General features: G+C 67.4%; 12 protein-coding genes. 9 read left to right on the forward strand and 3 right to left on the reverse strand.

Annotated features, from left to right (window positions below):
* Positions 1 to 62: 62 nt before the first annotated feature.
* Both AC1DW3_RS19545 and AC1DW3_RS19550 read right to left on the reverse strand, forming a co-directional pair.
* Positions 63 to 10,409, reverse strand: a complete 10,347-nt coding sequence (locus AC1DW3_RS19545; RefSeq protein WP_477933974.1) for a hypothetical protein — start codon at positions 10,407 to 10,409, stop codon at positions 63 to 65.
* A 408-nt stretch (positions 10,410 to 10,817) separates the two neighbouring features.
* Positions 10,818 to 11,471 carry a GntR family transcriptional regulator gene (locus tag AC1DW3_RS19550; protein WP_477933976.1) on the reverse strand — a complete coding sequence of 218 codons (654 nt, stop codon included), beginning with the start codon at positions 11,469 to 11,471 and terminating at the stop codon, positions 10,818 to 10,820.
* Positions 11,472 to 11,554: 83 nt separating this feature from the next.
* Between AC1DW3_RS19550 and scpA the strand changes: the two genes are divergently transcribed.
* The 9 genes from scpA to AC1DW3_RS19595 are packed head-to-tail and all read left to right on the forward strand — an operon-like array spanning position 11,555 to position 21,009.
* Positions 11,555 to 13,741, forward strand: a complete 2,187-nt coding sequence (gene scpA, locus AC1DW3_RS19555; protein ID WP_477933978.1) for a methylmalonyl-CoA mutase — start codon at positions 11,555 to 11,557, stop codon at positions 13,739 to 13,741.
* Positions 13,741 to 14,166 (forward strand): GNAT family N-acetyltransferase, encoded by a 426-nt coding sequence (locus tag AC1DW3_RS19560; protein WP_477933980.1) that lies wholly within the window; start codon positions 13,741 to 13,743, stop codon positions 14,164 to 14,166. Before scpA ends, AC1DW3_RS19560 begins: the two co-directional genes overlap by 1 nt.
* Positions 14,163 to 15,128: a methylmalonyl Co-A mutase-associated GTPase MeaB gene (gene meaB / locus AC1DW3_RS19565; protein ID WP_477933982.1), complete on the forward strand. Its 966-nt coding sequence runs from the start codon at positions 14,163 to 14,165 to the stop codon at positions 15,126 to 15,128. Before AC1DW3_RS19560 ends, meaB begins: the two co-directional genes overlap by 4 nt.
* Positions 15,125 to 15,520, forward strand: a complete 396-nt coding sequence (locus AC1DW3_RS19570; protein ID WP_477933984.1) for a VOC family protein — start codon at positions 15,125 to 15,127, stop codon at positions 15,518 to 15,520. The genes meaB and AC1DW3_RS19570 overlap by 4 nt, the downstream gene beginning before the upstream one ends.
* Before the next feature lie 6 nt (positions 15,521 to 15,526).
* The gene (locus tag AC1DW3_RS19575) at positions 15,527 to 17,059 is read left to right on the forward strand and encodes an acyl-CoA carboxylase subunit beta (protein WP_477933986.1); all 1,533 of its coding nucleotides are present in this window, start codon (positions 15,527 to 15,529) and stop codon (positions 17,057 to 17,059) included.
* The gene (locus AC1DW3_RS19580; protein WP_477933988.1) at positions 17,056 to 18,198 is read left to right on the forward strand and encodes a hypothetical protein; all 1,143 of its coding nucleotides are present in this window, start codon (positions 17,056 to 17,058) and stop codon (positions 18,196 to 18,198) included. Before AC1DW3_RS19575 ends, AC1DW3_RS19580 begins: the two co-directional genes overlap by 4 nt.
* Positions 18,198 to 18,488, forward strand: coding sequence for a helix-hairpin-helix domain-containing protein (locus AC1DW3_RS19585; protein WP_477933990.1), 291 nt, complete (start codon positions 18,198 to 18,200; stop codon positions 18,486 to 18,488). The genes AC1DW3_RS19580 and AC1DW3_RS19585 overlap by 1 nt, the downstream gene beginning before the upstream one ends.
* A gap of 11 nt (positions 18,489 to 18,499) precedes the next feature.
* Positions 18,500 to 20,545, forward strand: coding sequence for an acetyl-CoA carboxylase biotin carboxylase subunit (gene accC / locus AC1DW3_RS19590; protein ID WP_477933992.1), 2,046 nt, complete (start codon positions 18,500 to 18,502; stop codon positions 20,543 to 20,545).
* Complete coding sequence (locus AC1DW3_RS19595) at positions 20,545 to 21,009, forward strand: VOC family protein (RefSeq protein WP_477933994.1); 465 nt, start codon at positions 20,545 to 20,547, stop codon at positions 21,007 to 21,009. The genes accC and AC1DW3_RS19595 overlap by 1 nt, the downstream gene beginning before the upstream one ends.
* Here AC1DW3_RS19595 and AC1DW3_RS19600 read toward each other — a convergent pair.
* A complete protein-coding gene (locus AC1DW3_RS19600) occupies positions 20,990 to 21,760 on the reverse strand; it encodes a substrate-binding periplasmic protein (protein WP_477933996.1) in 771 nt (256 codons plus the stop codon). The genes AC1DW3_RS19595 and AC1DW3_RS19600 overlap by 20 nt on opposite strands.
* Positions 21,761 to 21,831 lie beyond the last annotated feature (71 nt).

Below are 21,831 nucleotides of genomic sequence, written 5' to 3' on the forward strand. Positions count from 1 at the left end.
TCCCGGCCCAGGGCCGACCGTTCGGCGGGATCGCCGGGCGGAGTGGAAGGAAGTCACGAACTTCATACCCAGTTGCCGCCGTTGTTGCGCCGGTGCTCGTCGTCCTCGGCCAGCTTGCGGTCGATGGCCGCGAGGTGGGCTTGAGCGTCGGCCGATGGATGCGGAAGCGCCGCCTTGGCCAGGTCGACGTGCTCGGCGCCGAGCAGCGGGGCGGTCGGCGGCGCCAGCAGGTCGTGCAGGCCGACCGTCGCGTCCTTGCCGTCGTCGGCCTTCTGCGGCTGCACATCCTTGGCGAACCAGACGTCGGCCACCTCATGCTTGCCGCCGTCGGTCGTCGTGTAGCTGGACACCAGGCCGATGAGGTTGCCGTTGTCGCTGCCCGAACCCTTGCTGGCGTTCAGGTCCAGCGAGGTGATGCCCAGCTCGTCCAGGGTCTTCAGCTCGCCGGCGTCGGTCTTGCCGTCGTGGTTGGCGTCGACCCAGACCTGCAGCTGCTTCCAGTTGGTGTCGTGGCTGTCGAGCTTGCCGTCGTGGTTGCTGTCCTGCTCGGCCATGGCCACATAGCCGTCCTTGGCGTGCTTGCCATTGGCCAGCACGGTGCCCATGCCGAAGAGCTCGCCGCCGTTGTTGATGAGGCCGTCGTGGTTGCGGTCCATCACCAGCAGGCCGTCGCCGCCGGCCACCCAGCCCACCTTGTGGCTCTGGCCGGTGCCCAGCAGGTCGAAGTTGACGCCCTGGGCCGCCGCCAGCGTGTTGACGCCATGGCCGTCCAGGTCCAGCACGATGGGCGTGACGTTGAAGTAGGCGTTCATCTGCGCCGCGCTCATCTCGCCGAAGGTCGTGCCTTGCAGCGCGTCGAGCTGGGCCATGCTCATGGCGGAGATGTCGCGGGTTTCAAGGCCCGAGATCTGGTCCGTCGTCAGGCTGTGGACCTGGTCCGTCGTCAGGGCCGCGGCCTGTGCCGTCGTCAGCGCCGTGATCTGCGTGGCCTTCAGCGTGCCGAACTGGTCGCTGGTGATGGCCTGGATCTGCGCATTGCTCATCGCGGCGACATGGGCCGTGGTCAGCGCGCGCAGGTCGTCGGTCTCCAGCGCCGCGACCTGGGCGTTCGTGAAGGCCTTGACCTGGTTGGTCGTCAGGGCCGCGAACTGGGCGCTCGTGAAGGCGTTCAGGTCATCGGTGGCCAGGTTGTTGATCTGGCCGGTCGTCAGCACCGAGACGCGGCTGCCCAGACCGGTCAGCTGGTCGGTCGTCAGCGCACCCAGCTGGGTGTTGGTGATGGCCTGCAGCGAGGCCGAGGTCAGCTTGGCCAGGTCGTCGGAATCGATGGCCACGATCTGGTCGGTGGACAGCGAATTCACCTGGGCCGTCGTCAGCACGGCGATCTGGGCCGAGCCCATGGCCGTCATGTCGCTGGCGTCCAGGCCCTTGATCTGGGCGGTGGTCAGCGACATCACCTGTGCCGTGCTCAGCGCCGCGACGTGCTCGGTCTGCAGCGAGGCGATCTGGTCGGAGTTCAGGCCGGACAGGGCCGCCGTCGTCACCGCGCGCAGGTCGGCCGTCTGCAGATTGGGCAGCTGGTCGGTCGTCAGCGCGCCGAACTGGGCCGAGCTCATCACCGCGTAATGCTGGGTGCCGAGGGCGGTCAGGTCGTCCGTCGTCAGATGCGACATCTGGCTGGCCGTCAGCGCCTGCACCTGGCCCGTGCTCATGCGCGAGAACTGGTCGGTCGTGAAGGCGTTCAGGTCGTCGCTGTTCATCGTCGACAGCTGGGCCGTCGTCAGCGAGTTGACCTGGGCCGAGGTCAGCGACTGCAGCTGGTCGCTGGTGAGGCCGTCCAGCTGGGTGCTGGACAGCGCACGCAGGGCCGTCGTGGTCAGGAAGCGGATGTCACCGGTCTCGATGGCGGCGAGTTGATCCGTGTTCAGCGCAAACGCCTGGGCCGAGCTCAGCACGGCGACCTGGGCGGTGCCCAGGGCCGTCATGTCGGCGGCCGTCAGGCCTTGCACCTGGACCGTCGTCAGCGAGCCGATCTGGGCGGTGCTGAGGCTGGACACCTCATCCGAAGTCAGGATGTTGATCTGGTCGGACGACAAGCCACGCAGCGCCGCGGTGGTGACGGCACGCAGGTCGGCCGTCTCCATCTTGGGCAGCTGGTCGGTCGTCAGCGAGCCGAACTGGCTGGAGTTCAGCGTCGCGAACTGGGCCGAGCCCATCGCGTTCAGGCTGTCCGAGGTCAGATTGCTCAGCTGGGCCGTCGTCAGCACGGCGACCTGGGCGGTGGAGAGCTTGTTGAACTGGTCGGACGTCAGGCTGTTGAGGTCGTCGGTGTTCAGCGTGCGGACCTGGTCGGTCGTCAGCGAGTTGATCTGGGCCGACGTGAGGGCGCGCAGCTGATCCGAAGTCAGGCCGTCGATCTGGGTGCTGGAGAGAGCACGCAGGGACGAGGTCGTCAGCGACTTCATGTCCGACGCGTCGATGGCCGACAGCTGATCGGTCGACAGGTTCTGGGCCTGGGCCGAGCTCAGCGCAGCGACCTGGCCCGTGGACAGGGCCGTCATGTCGGCGGCGGTCAGGCCCTTGACCTGGGCCGTCGTGAACGCGGCCACCTGGGCCGTGGACAGGCTGGACACCTCATCCGAGGTCAGGGACTGGACCTGGTCCGAGCTCAGGCCACGCAACGCATTGGTCGTGACCGCGCGCAGGTCGGCCGTCTCCAGCTTGGAGAGCTGGTCGGTCGTCAGCGCGGCGAACTGGCCGGAGTTCAGCGTCGCGAACTGGGCCGAGCCCATCGCGTTGAGGCTGTCGGTGGCCAGGTTGCTCAGCTGCGAGGTCGTCAGGGCCTGGATCTGGCCGGTCGACAGGCGCGCGATCTGGTCCGTGGTCAGCACGTTCAGGTCGTCGGTGTTGAGGCTGATGACCTGCGGGTTGGTGGTCAGCGCGTTCAGCTGGGTGCTGGTGAGGCCGCGCAGCTGGTCCGAGGTCAGGCCATCCAGCTGGGTGCTGGACAGGGCACGCAGGGCCGCCGTCGTCAGCGACTTCATGTCGGACGCGTCGATGGCCGACAACTGGTCGGTGCTCAGCGCCTGGACCTGGGTCGAGCTGAGCACGGCCACCTGGGCGGTGCCCAGGGCCGTCATGTCGGCAGCCGTCAGGCCCTTGACCTGGGCCGCGGACAGCGAGGCGATCTGGCCGGTGGACAGGCTGGCCACTTCATCGCTGGTCAGCGTCAGGATCTGGTCGGAGGACAGGCCGGCCAGGGCGGCCGTCGTGACGGCGCGCAGGTCGGCCGTCTCGAGCTTGGGCAGTTGGTCGGACGTCAGCGAAGAGAACTGGGCCGAGTTCAGCGTCGCGAACTGCGCCGAGCCGAGGGCGTTGAGGCTGTCCGTGCCCAGATGGCTGAGCTGGTTGGTCGTCAGCACCTGCACTTGCGCCGTCGACAGCTTGTTGAACTGGTCGGACGACAGGCTGTTCAGGTCGTCGGTGTTCAGCGTGCGGACCTGGTCGGTGGTCAGGGCCGTGACCTGGCCGGAGCTCAGGGCGCGCAGCTGATCCGAGGTCAGGCCGTCCAGCTGGGTGCTGGACAGCGCACGCAGGGCGGCCGTGCTGATGAAACGCATGTCGCCGGTTTCGATGGCGGACAGCTGGTCGGTGTTCAGCGCCTGGGCCTGGGCCGAGCTGAGCACGCCGATCTGGGCCGTGCCCATGGCGGTCATGTCGGCGGCCGTCAGGCCTTGCACCTGGACCGTCGTCAGCGCGCCGATCTGGGCGGTGCTGAGGCTGGACACCTCATCGGAGGTCAGCGTGTTGATCTGGTCGGACGACAGGCCACGCAGCGCCGCGGTGGTGACGGCACGCAGGTCGGCCGTCTCCATCTTGGGCAGCTGGTCGGTCGTCAGCGAAGCGAACTGCGTCGAGTTCAGCGTCGCGAACTGGGCCGAGCCCATGGCGTTGAGGTTGTCGGTGGCCAGGCTGCTCAGCTGGGCCGTCGTCAGCACCTGGACCTGAGCCGTGGAGAGCTTGTTGAACTGGTCGGACGTCAGGCTGTTGAGGTCGTCGGTGTTCAGCGTGCGGACCTGGTCGGTCGTCAGCGAGTTGATCTGGGCCGACGTGAGGGCGCGCAGCTGGTCGGACGTCAGGCCGTCGATCTGGGTGCTGGACAAGGCGCGCAGGGCCGCCGTCGTCAGCGACTTCATGTCGGCGGCGTCGATGGCGGACAGCTGGTCGGTGTTCAGCGCCGCGGCCTGCGCCGAGGTCAGCGCGGCCACCTGGGCGGTGCCCAGGGCCGTCATGTCGCCGGCCGTCAGGCCCTTGACCTGGGCCGTCGTCAGCGTGTTGATCTGTGCCGTCGACATCGACCCGACTTCATCGGACGTCAGCGACTGGACCTGGTCAGACGACAGGCCGCGCAGCGCATTGGTCGTGACGGCGCGCAGGTCGGCCGTCTCCATCTTGGAGAGCTGGTCGGTCGTCAGGGCGCCGAACTGGCCGGAGTTCAGCGTCGCGAACTGGGCCGAGCCCATCGCGTTGAGGCTGTCGGTGACCAGGTTGCTCAGCTGCGAGGTCGTCAGCGCCTGGATCTGGCCGGTCGACAGGCGCGCGATCTGGTCGGTGGTCAGCACGTTGAGGTCGTCCGTGCTGAGGCTGATGACCTGCGGCGCCGTGGTCAGCGCATTGAGCTGGGTGCTGGTGAGGGCACGCAACTGGTCGCTGGTCAGGCCGTCGATCTGGGCGCTGGACAGGGCGCGCAGCGTGGCCGTCGTCATCGCCTTCATGTCGGCGGCGTCGATGGCCGACAGCTGGTCGGTCGACAGGGTCTGGGCCTGGGCCGAGCTCAGCGCCGCCACCTGAGCGGTGCCCAGGGCCGTCATGTCGGCGGCGGTCAGGCCCTTGACCTGGGCCGTCGTCAGTGCGGCGATCTGGCCGGTGGTGAGGCTGGACACCTCGTCCGAGGTCAGGGACTGGACCTGGTCGGAGGACAGGCCGCGCAGCGCGTTGGTCGTGACCGAGCGCAGGTCGGCCGTCTCCATCTTGGAGAGCTGGTCGGTCGTCAGCGAGCCGAACTGGCTGGAGTTCAGCGTCGCGAACTGGGCCGAGCCCATCGCATTGAGGCTGTCGGTGACGAGGTTGCTCAGCTGCGTCGTCGTCAGCGCCTGGACCTGCGAGGTCGACAGGCGGGCGATCTGGTCCGTCGTCAGGACGTTGAGGTCATCGGTGTTGAGGCTGATGACCTGCGGGTTGGTGGTCAGCGCATTCAGCTGGGTGCTGGTGAGGCCGCGCAGTTGATCCGAGGTCAGGCCGTCCAGCTGGGTGCTGCTGAGGGCACGCAGCGTGGCCGTGGTCAGCGACTTCATGTCGGACGCGTCGATGGCCGACAACTGGTCGGTGCTCAGCGCCTGGGCCTGGGTCGAGTTCAGCACGCCGACCTGGCCCGTGGACAGGGCCGTCATGTCACCGGCCGTCAGGCCCTTGACCTGGTTGGCCGACAGCGAGGCGATCTGGCCCGTCGACAGGCCGGCCACCTCGTCGGTGGTCAGCATCTGGATCTGGTCGGAGGACAGACCCGCCAGGGCGGCCGTGGTGACGGCGCGCAGGTCGGCCGTCTCCAGCTTGGGCAACTGATCCGAAGTCAGCGAAGCGAACTGGGCTGAATTCAGCGTCGCGAACTGGGCCGAGCCCAGGGCGTTGAGGCTGTCCGTGCCGAGGTGGCTGAGCTGGTTGGTCGTCAGCACCTGGATCTGGGCGGTGGACAGCTTGTTGAACTGGTCGGACGCGAGGCTGTTGAGGTCGTCCGTGTTCAGGGTGCGGACCTGGTCGGTCGTCAGCGAGGTGATCTGGCTGGACGACAGCGCACGCAGTTGGTCGCTGGTGAGGCCGTCCAACTGGGTGCTGGACAGGGCGCGCAGGGCGGCCGTGGTGATGAAGCGGATGTCGCCGGTCTCGATGGCGGCGAGCTGGTCGGTGTTCAGCGCTGCCGCCTGAGCCGAGCTCAGCACGGCAATCTGGGCGGTGCCCAGAGCCGTCATGTCGCCCGCCGTCAGGCCTTGCACCTGGCTGGTCGTCAGCGAGCCGATCTGGGCGGTGCTGAGGCTGGAGACCTCATCCGAAGTCAGCGTCAGGACCTGGTCCGAGGACAGGCCGCGCAGCGCGGCGGTGGTGACGGCGCGCAGGTCGGCCGTCTCCATCTTGGGCAGTTGGTCGCTGGTCAGCGAACCGAACTGGCTCGAGTTCAGCGTCGCGAACTGGGCCGAGCCCATGGCGTTGAGGTTGTCGGTGGCCAGGCTGCTCAGCTGGGCCGTCGTCAGCACGGCGACCTGGGCCGTGGACAGCTTGTTGAACTGGTCGGACGTCAGGCTGTTGAGGTCGTCGGTGTTCAGCGTGCGGACCTGGTCGGTCGTCAGCGAGTTGATCTGGGCCGATGTGAGGGCGCGCAGCTGGTCCGAGGTCAGGCCGTCGAGCTGGGTGCTGGACAAGGCGCGCAGGGCCGCCGTCGTCAGCGACTTCATGTCGGCCGCGTCGATGGCCGACAGCTGGTCGGTCGACAGGTTCTGGGCCTGGGCCGAGCTCAGGGCCGCCACCTGGGCGGTGCCCAGGGCCGTCATGTCGGCGGCGGTCAGGCCCTTGACCTGGGCCGTCGTCAGCGCGGCGATCTGGCCGGTCGACAGGCTGGACACCTCATCCGAGGTCAGCGACTGGACTTGATCCGAGCTGAGGCCGCGCAGTGCATTGGTCGTGACCGAGCGCAGGTCGGCCGTCTCCATCTTGGAGAGCTGGTCGGTGGTCAGGGAGCCGAACTGGGTGGAGTTCAGCGTCGCGAACTGGGCCGAGCCCATCGCGTTGAGGCTGTCGGTGACGAGGTTGCTCAGCTGCGTGGTCGTCAGCGCCTGGACCTGGGCGGTCGACAGGCGGGCGATCTGGTCCGTCGTCAGCACGTTGAGGTCGTCGGTGTTCAGGCCGACGATCTGCGGCGCGGTGGTCAGCGCGTTCAGCTGGGCGCTGGTGAGGGCGCGCAGCTGGTCGCTGGTCAGGCCGTCGATCTGGGTGCTGGACAGGGCGCGCAGGGCCGCCGTCGTCATGGACTTCATGTCGGCGGCATCGATGGCCGACAGCTGGTCGGTGCTCAGCGCCGCGGTTTGTACCGAGCTCAGCGCGGCCACCTGGCCGCTGCTCAGCGCGGTCATGTCGCCGGCCGTCAGGCCCTTGACCTGGGTGGCCGACAGCGAAGCGATCTGGCCGGTGGACAGGCTGCCCACTTCGTCGCTGGTCAGCGTCAGGATCTGGTCGGACGTCAGGCCGGCCAGGGCGGCCGTCGTGACGGCGCGCAGGTCGGCCGTCTCCAGCTTGGGCAACTGGTCGGATGTCAGAGAACCGAACTGGGCCGAGGACAGCGTCGCGAACTGGGACGAGCCCATCGCGTTGAGGTTGTCCGTCGCCAGATGGCTGAGCTGGTTGGTCGTCAGGACCTGGACCTGGGCCGTGGACAGCTTGTTGAACTGGTCGGACGTCAGGCTGTTGAGGTCGTCGGTGTTCAGCGTGCTGACCTGGGCGGTGGTCAGCGAGTTGATCTGGCCGGAGGACAGGGCGCGCAGTTGGTCGGAGGTCAGGCCGTCGAGTTGGGTACTGGTCAGCGCGCGCAGGGCGGCGGTGCTGATGAAGCGGACGTCACCGGTCTCGATGGCGGCCAGCTGGTCGGTGTTCAGCGCCGCGGCTTGTACCGAGCTCAGCACGCCAACCTGGGCGGTGCCCAGGGCCGTCATGTCGCCGGCCGTCAGGCCTTGCACCTGGCTCGTCGTCAACGAACCGATCTGCGCGGTCGTGAGGCTGGACACCTCGTCGGAGCTCAGCGTCAGGATCTGGTCGGAAGACAGGCCACGCAGGGCTGCGGTGGTGACGGCGCGCAGGTCGGCCGTCTCCATCTTGGGCAGCTGGTCGCTGGTCAGCGAACCGAATTGCGTGGACGACAGCGTCGCGAACTGGGCCGAGCCCATGGCGTTCAGGCTGTCGGTGGTCAGGTTGCTCAGCTGAGCCGTTGTCAGCACCGCGACCTGGGCCGTCGACAGCTTGTTGAACTGGTCCGACGTCAGGCTGTTCAGGTCGTCCGTGTTCAGCGTGCGGACCTGGTCCGTCGACAGCGCATTGATCTGGCTGGAGGACAGGGCGCGCAGCTGGTCGGAGGTCAGGCCGTCGAGCTGGGTGCTGGTCAAACCACGCAGGGCGGCCGTGCTCAGCGACTTCATGTCGGCGGCTTCGATGGCCGACAGCTGATCGGTGTTCAGCGCGGACACCTGGGCCGAGCCGAGTGCGGCGATCTGGGCCGTGCCCAGGGCTGTCATGTCGCCGGCCGTCAGGCCTTGCACCTGGGCCGTCGTCAGCGAGCCGATCTGGGCGGTCGTGAGGCTGGACACCTCGTCGGAGCTCAGCGTCAGGATCTGGTCGGAAGACAGGCCACGCAGGGCCGCGGTGGTGACGGCGCGCAGGTCGGCCGTCTCCATCTTGGGCAGTTGGTCGCTGGTCAGCGAACCGAATTGCGTGGAACTCAGTGTCGCGAACTGGGACGAACCCATCGCGTTGAGGCTGTCCGTCGTCAGGTTGCTCAGCTGGGCCGTCGTCAGCACGGCGACCTGGGCGGTGGAGAGCTTGTTGAACTGGTCGGACGAGAAGCTGTTCAGGTCGTCCGTGTTCAGCGTGCGGATCTGGTCCGTCGTCAGCGCGTTGATCTGGCCGGAGGTCAGGGCGCGCAGCTGGTCGGAAGTCAGGCCGTCGAGCTGGGTGCTGGTCAGGCCGCGCAGGGCAGCCGTGCTCAGCGACTTCATGTCGGCCGCGTCGATGGCCGACAGCTGGTCGGTGTTCAGTGCGGACACCTGGGCCGAACCGAGAGCGGCGATCTGGGCCGTGCCCAGGGCCGTCATGTCGCCGGCCGTCAGGCCCTTGACCTGGGCCGTCGTCAGTGCGGCGATCTGGCCGGTCGTCAGGGCGCCCACCTCGTCGGAGGTCAGCGTCAGGATCTGGTCCGAGCTCAGGCCGCGCAGCGCATTGGTCGAGACGGCGCGCAGGTCGGCCGTCTCCATCGTCGGCAGCTGGTCAGACGTCAGCGCGCTGAACTGCGTGGAGTTCAGCGTCGCGAACTGGGACGAGCCCATCGCGTTGAGGCTGTCGCTCGTCAGATGGCTCAGCTGGGACGCCGTCAGCACGGCGACCTGGGCGGTGGAGAGCTTGTTGAACTGGTCGGACGTCAGGCTGTTCAGGTCGTCCGTGTTCAGCGTGCGGACCTGGTCGGTGGTCAGCGAGTTGATCTGGCCGGAGGACAGGGCGCGCAGCTGGTCGCTGGTCAGGCCGTCGAGCTGGGTGCTGGACAGCGCGCGCAGGGCGGCCGTCGTCAGCGACTTCATGTCGGCCGCGTCGATGGCCGACAGCTGGTCGGTCGACAGGTTCTGCACCTGGGCCGAGCTCAGCACGGCCACCTGGGCGGTGTCCAGTGCCGTCATGTCACCGGCGGTCAGGCCCTGGACCTGGGCCGTGGTCAGCGAGCCGATCTGGGCGGTGCTGAGGCTGGCGACCTCGTCGCTGGTCAGCGTCAGGATCTGGTCAGAGGAGAGGCCGCGCAGCGCGGCGGTGGTGACGGCGCGCAGGTCGGCCGTCTCCATCTTGGGCAGTTGGTCGCTGGTCAGCGAACCGATCTGGGTGGACGACAGCGAGGCGAACTGGGAAGAACCCATCGCGTTGAGGCTGTCCGTCGTCAGGTGGCTGAGCTGGGCCGTCGTCAGCGACAGCACCTGGGCGGTGGAGAGCTTGTTGAACTGGTCCGACGTCAGCGTGTTGAGGTCGTCCGTGTTCAGGGTGCGGACCTGGTCGGTGGTCAGCGCGATGACCTGGCTGGACGACAGGCCGCGCAGTTGGTCGCTGGTCAGGCCGTCCAGCTGGGTGCTGCTCAGGGCGCGCAGCGCCGCGGTGGTGATGTAGCGGACGTCGCTTGCTTCCAGCGCCGACAGTTGATCCGTCGAGAAGCCCTTGGCCTGGGCCGAGGTCAGCGCACCGACCTGGGCGGTCGTCAGGGCCACCATGTCGGCGGCGTTGAAGCCGCGCAACTGGGCGGTGCTGAGCTGCAGGATCTGGCCGGTGCTCAGGGCCTGCAACTGGTCGGTCGTCAGGACGCCGATCTGGTCGGAATTGAAGCCGCCGATGGCAGCGGTCGAGATGGCGCGCAGGTCTTCGGTCTGGAAGGACCGGAGCTGGTCGCTGCTCAAGACAGAAAGGCCGCTGGAGGTGATCACAGCGGCCTGCACGGTGGTCAGCGCGATCAGCTGGTCGGTGCTGAAGGCAGCCCAGTCCTCGGTCGTGAAGTCCCGGATCGTCGTCGTCGTCAGGCCGGGGATCTTCGAAACCGGAATAAAGGGGACGATGCTTGCCATGGTTTTTACCTGCTGTGCTGACGGCCACCGCCTCGTGAAAGGCGACGGCCTGCGTCGAATGGGGGCCTCGACGCGGGGCGCTATCTCGTTGTCTGCAGGGCCTGCCAGACCATCCCTGTCCGGCCCTGCAGCGGGCTGAATCCGGGAAAACCCGCCGTTCTCATGGCGGACTCGTATCCCTAGATTTCAAGTGCTTCGATCGGTTATCGGGACCCTTGGGCTTGACTTGAGGAACAAAGTCTCAAATCGGCCCTTGGGGCTCGAAATCTGGCCTGCCGCTCCCGGTCCGAACACTCAGACCGGGGGTGGTTTTCCCAGTAATCGCTATGCTAGTAAGCACTTAGCGAATTCACGAGCCGATAAGGGCGGGCTTTCGGTGGCAGTTCACGGCCGCCCCATTTGCTTTCGCTAGGCTGTCTGCGTCGCGCTCAGGCCGTTACAAAAATGGGCTTTGACCAGGGCCCGGCAGGCCGTCGCATCCCGCGACAGCAGCGCCTTCACGATGGCGCGGTGCTCGTCCAAAGACTCCGCCAGCCGTCCCTCCCGGAACAGCGAATGGTGGCGGTTGAGCTTCATCAGCCGGCGCAGGTCGCCCACGATCTGCAGCCGCCAGCGGTTGCCGTCGATCTCCAGCACGCGCAGGTGGAAGCGTTCATTGGCGGCGAAGAAGGCGTCCCGGTCGGGCAAAGCCTCTTCCAGGGCCCGATGCAGTTCGCCCAGCTCGTTCAATTCGACGTCGGTCGCCCGGGTGGCGATTTCGGCGGCGGCGTCACTTTCTAGAAGGGACAGCAGTTGATAGGCTTCCCGGACGTCCCGCTCGCTCATCTCCGTCACATAGGCACCGCGGCGCAGCTTCATCGTCACCAGGCCCTCGGAGGCCAGCACCTTCAGCGCCTCGCGCATGGGCGTTCGGCTGATGCCCAGTTCGGCGCAGAGCTTGAGTTCATCAATCCAGGACCCAGGCTCCAACTCCCGCGCCAGGATCTGCTGGCGGAGCCGGTCGGCCACCTGCTCATACAGAGCGGAGGCGGCGAGGGGGGCGTGGTCGAGCGAACCGGGCATAGCGGCCGAGTGTAACGATTCTGAATTCATAATTATGAATAATCGGTCGGCTAAGATGCTGGCCCAGTTACAGGAGAGTTTCGATGTCGGACGCCAGCCAGGATCACAGCAGCAGGGGGGACGCCCCAGAGTTCAAGACTGCCACGCTGGATCAGTGGGCCAAAGCTGCGGCCAAGTCGGCCCCCGGTGGGGACGTGGCTGCGCTGAACTGGGTCACGCCCGAGGGGCTGACGGTCAAGCCGCTCTACACCGCTGCCGACGTGGCGGACCTGCCGTACGCCGACACACTGCCCGGCTTCGAGCCCTTCCTGCGCGGCCCGCAGGCGACCATGTACGCCGCCCGGCCCTGGACCATCCGCCAGTACGCCGGCTTCTCCACCGCAGAGGAGAGCAACGCCTTCTATAGAAAAGCGCTCGCCGCCGGCGGCCAGGGCGTGTCGGTGGCCTTCGACCTCGCCACCCACCGCGGCTACGACAGCGACCACCCGCGCGTGACGGGCGACGTCGGCAAGGCCGGCGTGGCCATCGACTCGGTGGAGGACATGAAGATCCTGTTCGACGGCATCCCGCTGGACAAGGTATCGGTCTCCATGACCATGAACGGCGCCGTGCTGCCGGTGCTGGCCGGCTATGTGGTGGCGGCGGAAGAGCAGGGCGTGTCGCAGGACAAGCTGGCCGGGACCATCCAGAACGACATCCTCAAGGAGTTCATGGTCCGCAACACCTATATCTACCCGCCCGAGCCGTCGATCCGCATCGTCGGCGACATCATCGAATACACGGCGCGGGAGATGCCCAAGTTCAACTCCATCTCCATCTCCGGCTATCACATGCAGGAGGCGGGCGCCAACCAGGCGCTGGAGCTGGCCTTCACGCTGGCCGACGGCCAGGAGTATGTGAAGACGGCCATGGCCAAGGGCCTGAGCGTGGACGACTTCGCCCCGCGCCTGTCCTTCTTCTGGGCCATCGGGATGAACTTCTATCTCGAGATCGCCAAGATGCGGGCGGCGCGGCTGCTGTGGACCCGCATCATGAAAGGCTTCGGCGCGACCAGCCCGAAGAGCCTGATGCTGCGCACCCACTGCCAGACCTCGGGATGGAGCCTGACCGCCCAGGACCCGTACAACAACGTGGTGCGCACCACCATCGAAGCCATGGCCGCCGTCTTCGGCGGCACGCAAAGCCTGCACACCAACTCGCTGGATGAGGCCATCGCCCTGCCCACCGAGTTCAGCAGCCGCATCGCGCGCAACACCCAGCTCATCATCCAGGAAGAGACCCACATCACCAGCGTCGTCGATCCCTGGGCCGGCAGCTACATGATGGAGAAGCTCACCCAGGACATGGCCGACAAGGCCTGGGAGATCATCGAGGAAGTGAATGCCCAGGGCGGCATGATCAAGTCGGTGGACTCGGGCTGGGCCAAGCTGAAGATCGAGGCGAGTGCGGCCGAGAAGCAGGCGCGCATCGACTCCGGCCAGGACGTCATCGTCGGCGTCAACAAGTACAAGCTGGCCAAGGAAGACCCCATCGACATCCTGGACGTGGACAACGTCAAGGTGCGCGACGGCCAGATCGAGCGCCTGAACCGCATCAAGGCCACGCGCGACACCGCCGCCGTGCAGGCCGCACTGGCCGCGCTGACCCAGGCCGCCGAGACGGGTGAAGGCAATCTGCTGGACCTGTCCATCAAGGCCGTGCGCCTGCGTGCGACGGTGGGCGAAGTCTCCGACGCGCTGGAAGCCGTCTTCGGCCGCCACCGCGCCGACACGCACAAGGTCAGCGGTGTCTACGCGGCCGCATACGACTCGGCCGAAGGCTGGGCCAAGCTGCAGGCGGAGATCGCCGCCTTTGGTGACGATCAAGGCCGGCGTCCGCGCGTGATGATCGCCAAGCTGGGCCAGGACGGCCACGACCGCGGCGCCAAGGTCGTCGCGACCGCCTTTGCGGACCTGGGCTTCGACGTCGACATCGGCCCGCTGTTCCAGACCCCCGAGGAATGCGCCCGCCAGGCCATCGAGAACGACGTGCATGCGGTGGGCATCTCGACGCTGGCGGCCGGCCACAAGACGCTGGTGCCGGCCATCATTGCCGAGCTGAAGAAGCAGGGCGCGGACGACATCATCGTGTTCGTGGGCGGCGTGATTCCGGCCCAGGACTACGACATGCTGTACGCGGCGGGCGTGAAGGGCATCTACGGTCCGGGCACGCCCATCCCGGCCAGCGCCAAGGACGTGCTGGAGCAGATCCGCGCGCAGGTGACCGCCTGATGACACCGACGCTGGCGCCTGTCGCCGACGCCGACTTCGAGGCCATGCTCAGCATCCGCATGGAAGCGCTGCGCGAGAGCCTGGAGCGGCTCGGCCGCTTCAACCCCGAGGTGGCGCGGGCGCGGCTGAAGAGCCAGTTCCGGCCGGAGTGGATGCAGCACCTTGTGGTGGACGGAGAGCGCGTCGGCTATTTCACCGTCGAGCCGCGCGAGGGCGAACTGCGGCTGCATCACCTCTATCTGCGGCCCGCCGCGCAAGGGCAGGGCGTGGGCGCCTGGGTGCTCGACCAGATCAAGTCGCAAGGCCTGCCGATCACGCTGGCCGCGCTGCGCGAGAGCCGCGCCAACGATTTCTACCGTCGCCACGGCTTCCAGGTCGTCGAGGAGCAGGACTTCGACATCGAATACCGCTGGGAGGCTGCGTGAGCCTCGCGGCACCCTTGCAAGCCGGCGACCGCCGTGCGCTGGCCAAGGCCATCACGCTGATCGAGTCCACCCGGGCCGACCACCGCGAGCAGGCCGATGCGCTGCTGACTCAGCTGATGCCCGCCACCGGCAGTGCGCTGCGCCTGGGCATCTCCGGCGTGCCGGGCGTCGGCAAGAGCACCTTCATCGAGGCCTTCGGCATGTTCCTGCTGGAGCGCGGCCACCGCGTGGCGGTGCTGACGGTGGACCCGTCCAGCACCTTGTCCGGCGGCGCCATCCTGGGCGACAAGACGCGCATGGAAAGGCTCTCCATGGACCAGCGCGCCTTCATCCGCCCCAGCCCGAGCAGTGGCACCCTGGGCGGCGTGGCCGAGAAGACGCGCGAGGCCATGCTGCTGTGCGAGGCGGCGGGCTATGACGTCGTCATCGTCGAGACCGTCGGCGTCGGCCAGAGCGAGACGGCCGTGGCTTGCATGACCGACCTCTATCTGCTGCTGCAACTGCCCAACGCGGGCGACGACCTGCAGGCGATCAAGAAGGGCGTCATGGAGCTGGCCGACCTCGTCGTCATCAACAAGGCCGACCTGGACGACGTGGCGGCGACGCGCGCGCAGGCCCAGATCACGTCCGCGCTGCGGCTGCTGCCCACGCATGCTCACGCCAACCATCGCGTCATGAAGGTCAGCGCGCTGAAGGCCGACGGCATCGCGCCGGTGTGGGAGGCGCTGACGGCACTGCGCACGGCGAGTGAAGCCAGCGGCGCCTGGGCGGCCAAGCGCCGCGAGCAGTCGCTGGCGTGGATGTGGGCGCGCATCCAGTCGGGGTTGAAGCTGGCCTTCGTCACGCATCCCGGCGTACAAGCTCAACTCGACGCCGCCACCGCGGCCGTGCGCGAAGGCCGCACACCGGCCTCCACCGCCGCGCGCCAGTTGCTGGCCGCCTTCAGGAACACTTCGTCATGATCACCGGCCTGCATCACATCAACCTGCGCGCACCGGCCGAGCTGCTGGCCACGCTGCGCGATTTCTATCGCGACGTGCTCGGTCTGGAGCAAGGCCCGCGGCCCGATTTCGGCAGCCCGGGCTATTGGCTTTATGCGGGCGGCCACCCGGTAGTCCACCTGTCCACGCAGAGGGCCGATGAGCCACTGCGCGGCCCGGTGAACCCTGTCGCGCCGACGACCTACGACCACACCGCCTTCTTTGGCACCGACCCGGTGGCCACCGCGGTGCACCTGCGCGAGTGCGGCGTGGCCTTCCACGAATCCCGCTCGCCCGTCACCGGCCAGCACCAGTTCTTCTTCCAAGATCCCGCCGGCAACGGCGTGGAGATCAATTTCCCGTTCGAGGGTTGAACCGACATGCAAGACATCCTGCAAGCACTCGAAGCCAAGCGCGCCCGTGCGCGGCTCGGCGGTGGCGAGAAGCGCATCGCCGCCCAGCACGCCAAGGGCAAGCTGACCGCCCGCGAACGGCTGGAGCTGCTGTTCGATGAAGACAGCTTCGAGGAATGGGACATGTTCGTCGAGCACCGCTGCGTGGACTTCGGCATGCAGGACAACAAGATCCCCGGTGACGGCGTCGTGACCGGCTACGGCATGATCAACGGCCGCCTCGCCTTCGCCTTCAGCCAGGACTTCACCGTCTTCGGCGGCGCGCTGTCCGAGGCCCATGCGGAGAAGATCTGCAAGGTGATGGACCAGGCCATGAAGGTCGGCGCCCCGGTCATCGGCCTGAACGACTCGGGCGGTGCGCGAATCCAGGAAGGTGTCGCGTCGCTGGGGGGTTATGCCGACGTCTTCCAGAAGAACGTGATGGCCTCCGGCGTCATCCCGCAGATCAGCATGATCATGGGCCCCTGTGCCGGCGGCGCCGTCTACTCGCCGGCGATGACGGACTTCATCTTCATGGTGAAGGACAGCTCATACATGTTCGTCACCGGCCCCGAAGTCGTGAAGACCGTGACGCACGAGGAAGTGACGGCCGAGGAACTGGGCGGCGCGACCACGCACAACAGCCGCAGCGGCGTGGCCGACCTGTCGTTCGAGAACGATGTCGAGGCGCTCTTGATGCTGCGCCGCTTCTTCAACTACCTGCCGCTGTCCAACCGCGAGAAGGCGCCGTGCCGCCCCAGCGGCGACCCCGCCAGCCGGCTGGACATGTCGCTGGACACGCTGGTGCCCGAGAACCCCAACAAGCCCTATGACATCAAGGAACTGATCCTCAAGGTCGTCGATGACGGCGACTTCTTCGAGCTGCAGCCCGACTACGCCAAGAACATCGTCACCGGCTTCGGCCGCATGGAAGGCCAGACGGTCGGCATCGTCGCCAACCAGCCGCTGGTGCTGGCCGGCTGCCTCGACATCAAGAGCAGCATCAAGGCCGCACGTTTCGTGCGCTTCTGCGATGCCTTCAACATCCCCGTCGTCACCTTCGTCGACGTGCCCGGCTTCATGCCCGGCACCTCGCAGGAGTACGGCGGCATCATCAAGCATGGCGCCAAGCTGCTGTACGCCTATGCCGAATGCACGGTGCCCAAGATCACCGTCATCACCCGCAAGGCCTATGGCGGCGCCTATGACGTGATGGCCTCCAAGCATCTGCGCGGCGACGTCAACTTCGCCTGGCCCAACGCCGAGATCGCCGTGATGGGCGCCAAGGGCGCGGTGGAAATCATCTTCCGCGAGGACAAGAAGGACCCGGCCAAGCTGGCCGAGCGTGAGGCCGAATACAAGGCCCGCTTCGCCAACCCCTTCGTGGCCGGCGCGCGCGGCTTCATCGACGACGTCATCCAGCCGCACGAGACGAGGAAGCGCATCTGCCGCAGCCTGTCGATGCTGAAGGACAAGAAGCTGGAGAACCCGTGGCGCAAGCACGGGAACATCCCGCTGTGAAGAAGCGCTGGTTGTTGGCGCTGGCGGCTGGCTTGGCCGCCCATGCCCAGGCCGCTCAGCACCGCGACGCGGCCAGCGGCTGCGCCGTGGCGGCGCCCGCCTATCTGGCCAGCAGTGACTATGCGTTCAGCTACCAGGGCGCCTGCCGCGACGGCCTCGCCGAAGGGCAGGGCAAGGCCATCTGGACGCTGAAGAACTCGCCTCAGCACCGCGAGGAATGGGCGGGGCGTTTCAGCGCCGGTGTCTATCTTCCCGAGCCTTCGCAAGGCCTCAAGGCGCGCGCCCTGCGCGGTGACAGCGTGCTGTTCGACCTCGGACCTCTGCCCAAGCTGGAGGGCATGAGCCCGCGGCTGGCCGTGGAGGCCACCAGCGAGCTGACCCGTCATCCCGACCCCTGCAAGCCCGACACGCTCTTTGTGCTGCAGGCCGATGGCCCGGCGCTGGTCTCGGACGAAGTGGCCAAGCAGATGCTGCGTTCGGCGCTGGACAAGCTCAAGCTCCGCTGCGGCGACGACCGCCTGCGCGAGCGCGGCCGGCCCGGCGGCGAGCGCACTCACGTCCGCGTGCGCGTGGTGCCGCAGGCCGAACTGGAGATGGATCAATACGGCAACCCCAAGGGCATCGTCGTCGAGGCGTCGCTGCCGCTGGAGGCGGGCAAGGATTTCACCCAGTACAGCAACAGCGTGGCCAACCAGCAGCGCCAGCGCCAGGCGCGTGAAGAGCGCGACGCTCAGAAGCAGGCCAATGCGCAGCGCCTGAAGGCTTTTGCCAAGTCTGCCGACGCCACCGTGTGGGTGAGCCTGCCGGTGCTGGCGCAGAACCCCTTCCGCTACCAGGGCAAGGTGGTGTTGACGTCTGCGGCGCTGGACGAGGTCATCGGCCCGAAGCGTGCGCGGCTGCAGGGCACGGGGCGCGATCGATACGGCAGCCATGCCTTGATCGAAGGCGAGGGCCTGGCGCAGTGGGAGCCGGGTGCGCGCGTGATCGCCGTGCGCGTGCTGGGCCGCTTGCCCGACACCGATGCCGTGCTGCCTGGCTGGCTGCATCTGCAGTTGCTTGGGCAGTTGAATTGCGAGCAAGGGGACTGCGGCGACAGGCTGCAGTTGCCGAACCCGCTGCGTGACGGTGAGGCGCCGTGATGGGCAAAGCCGTCTGCGCCGCCGAAGCGCGCCAACTCACCGACATCCCCAACATCGGCAAGGCCATGGCCGCCGATCTCGTCCAGCTGGGCCTGCCCACGCCCGCGCATGTGAAGGCCATGGACCCCTTCAAGACCTATGACCGTCTGCGCGACGCCCAGGGCCGTCTGCACGACCCCTGCGTGCTGGACACCTTCATGGCCGCCCACGACTTCATGAACGGCGGGCCCGCCCAGCCGTGGTGGCACTTCACCGGGCAGCGCAAGAAGCTGCTGGGCAAGACGAAATAACGAGGTACTGCATGTTCACGAAGATCCTGATTGCGAACCGTGGCGAGATCGCTTGCCGCGTGATTGCCACGGCAAGGAAGATGGGCATCGCCACCGTCGCCGTGTATTCGGAAGCCGACAAGGATGCCCGCCATGTCGAGCTGGCCGACGAGGCCGTGCTGCTCGGCCCGGCGCCGTCACGCGAGAGCTACCTCGTCGCCGACAAGATCATTGCCGCCTGCAAGCAGACCGGCGCGCAGGCGCTGCACCCCGGCTATGGCTTCCTGTCCGAGAACGAAGACTTCGCCCGGCGCTGCGAGGAGGAGGGCATCGTCTTCATCGGGCCCAAGCACTACAGCATCGCGGCGATGGGCGACAAGATCGCCTCCAAGAAGCTGGCCAACGAGGCCAGCGTCAGCACCATTCCCGGCCACAACGAACCCATCCTGTCGGCGGAAGAGGCGGTAGAGATCGCCAAGCGCATCGGCTACCCCGTCATGATCAAGGCCAGCGCCGGCGGCGGCGGCAAGGGCCTGCGGGTGGCCTTCAACGACAAGGAATGCTTCGAGGGCTTCACGTCCTGCCGCAACGAGGCGCGCAACAGCTTCGGCGACGACCGCGTCTTCATGGAGAAGTTCGTCGAGCAGCCGCGCCACATCGAGATCCAGGTGCTTGGCGACTCGCAAGGCAACGTCGTCTATCTGCACGAGCGCGAGTGCTCCATCCAGCGCCGCCACCAGAAGGTCATCGAGGAAGCGCCGTCGCCCTTCATCAGCGAGGCGACTCGCAAGGCCATGGGGGAGCAGGCCGTCGCCCTGGCCAAGGCCGTGAAATACCAGAGTGCCGGCACGGTGGAGTTTGTCGTCGGCAAGGACCAGGACTTCTATTTCCTGGAGATGAATACCCGGCTGCAGGTCGAGCACCCGGTCACCGAGTGCATCACCGGCCTGGACCTCGTCGAGCAGATGATCCGCGTCGCCGCCGGCGAGCCGTTGTCGTTCACGCAGGACCAGATCAGGCGCGATGGCTGGGCCATCGAATGCCGCATCAACGCGGAAGACCCGTTCCGCAACTTCCTGCCGTCCACCGGCCGCCTGGTGCGCTATCAGCCGCCGGAAACGAGCATGGCGCAGGCCGAGCCGGAGCGCTTCGGCGTGCGCGTGGACACCGGCGTCTACGAGGGCGGCGAGATCCCGATGTTCTACGACTCGATGATCGCCAAGCTCATCGTGCACGGGAAGGACCGTGCCGAGGCTATCGCCAAGATGCGCGAGGCGCTGAACGGCTTCGTCATCCGCGGCGTGTCCAGCAACATCCCCTTCCAGGCGGCCCTGCTGGCTCATCCGGACTTCGCGACCGGCAACTTCAACACCGGCTTCATCGCCCAGCATTACGCCGGCGGCTTCAAGGCCGAGGACGTGCCGCACGCCGACCCGCTCTTCCTGGTCGCGCTCGCCGGCTTCATCCGCCGCAAGGCGCGCGAGCGCGAGGCCGGCATCAGTGGCCAGCTGCGCGGCCACGAGGTGCAGATCGAGCATGACTATGTTGCCGTCGTGAACCTCGGCGGTGGTCGCAGCGAGCAGCATGCGATGCATATCAGTGAGTTCGGCGGTGCTCTCGGCGAGGCGCGTGTGCAGGTGGGCGGCAAGGACTACCGGATCGTGTCGCGCTCGCGGCTGAACGATGTACGCATCACCGGCACCGTCAACGGCGAGCCCTTTACCGCCCAGGCCGAGCGGGGCGCGGCCAAGAATCCGCTGGCCTACCGCATCCAGCACGGCGGCCTCTCCATCGAGCTGACGGTGCTGAGCCCGCGCGCCGCCGAGCTGCAGGCACTGATGCCCTACAAGGCGCCGCCGGACACGAGCAAGTTCCTGTTGTCGCCGATGCCGGGCCTGCTCGTGCACCTCGCCGCGCAGGTGGGCCAGACCGTGCAGGCCGGCGAACGCCTGGCCGTCATCGAGGCGATGAAGATGGAGAACATCCTCAACGCATCGCAGGACGTGACGGTGGCGGAGGTGCTGGCCAAGCCGGGCGAGAGCCTGGCGGTGGACCAGCCCATCCTGAGGTTCGCGTGATGAGCAGCAAGCCTTACAGGATCCTCGGCATCCAGCAGATCGCCATCGGCGGCCCCGACAAGCAGGCGCTGCGCCGCCTGTGGGTGGACGTGCTGGGCCTGAGCGTGACCGGCAACTTCGTCTCCGAGCGCGAGAACGTGGACGAGGACATCTGCGCCATCGGCAGCGGGCCGCACAAGGTCGAGGTGGACCTGATGCAGCCGCTGGATCCCGACAAGAAGCCCGCCGTGCACACCACGCCGCTGAACCACGTGGGTCTGTGGGTGGATGATCTGGCCAAGGCGGTCGAGTGGATGAGCGCCCATGGCGTGCGCTTCGCGCCGGGCGGCATCCGCAAGGGCGCCGCCGGCTACGACATCTGCTTCATCCACCCCAAGAGCAACGACGAGTTCCCCATTGGTGGCGAAGGCGTGCTGATCGAGCTGGTGCAGGCGCCGCCCGAGGTCATCGCGGCGCTGGGCTGAGCTTTTCTTCCAGGCCGTAGCGGCGCTGCAGGGCGGCCAGCGCGGGTTGCTCGTCGCGCAGGAAGCGGTTGAACTGGGCGATCAGCCCGGCATGCCGGATGCTTGAGAGCCGGTAGTGGTAGGCGTAGGGCGTGGGCAGCAGCGTCGCAGAGGGCAGGAGAGCCTCGGGCTGCCCCAACTGCTTGAGCTGGTACAGCGCCACCGGCAGGGCCAGTTGCACGCCGTCGACGCGGCCGGCCAGGGCCATGCGCATCAGCCGCGAAGGGTCGCCGGCTTCGGTCAGCGTCAGGCTGCCGGCCTGCACGAGGGGCAGGAAGCGCTTGGGCGTGTAGCCGCGCACGATGCCAAGGTTGTGCACCGGCTGGTCGCGCTTGGCCGCAGGCACCATGACCACGTCCTGGAACGGCACGGCGGGCTCCGAATAGAAGAGCGTGCGACCGCGCTTGGCTTCGGCCTCCCAGCTCTGGTTGTCGGGAAAGACGCCATCCAGGCGGTCGGCCACATGCTCGGCCGTCAGCCGCTTGGTGGGCAAGCTGACGTAGTTGAAGCTGTGCCCGTGGCGGCGGGCGAAGAGGTCGAGCATCTCTCGCACATAGCCGCGGAACTCGCCATTGCCGCCGCTGCTCATGATGGGGGCGTAATCGACGTCCTCGACACCGATGACGAAGCGGTCGGCCTGCGCCGGATGCATGGCCGCGAGAAGCAGCAGGGTTGTGAGGAGGTTCGCGAGCCAGGCCGGCTGTCGTCGCATGGATGCAGGGGGTCGGCGGGGATGCGGCATCGTCGCACAGGCTTGGGCTCGGCGAGGGCGTGCCGATCGGG

The organism is Roseateles sp. P2_H4, assembly GCF_056403315.1.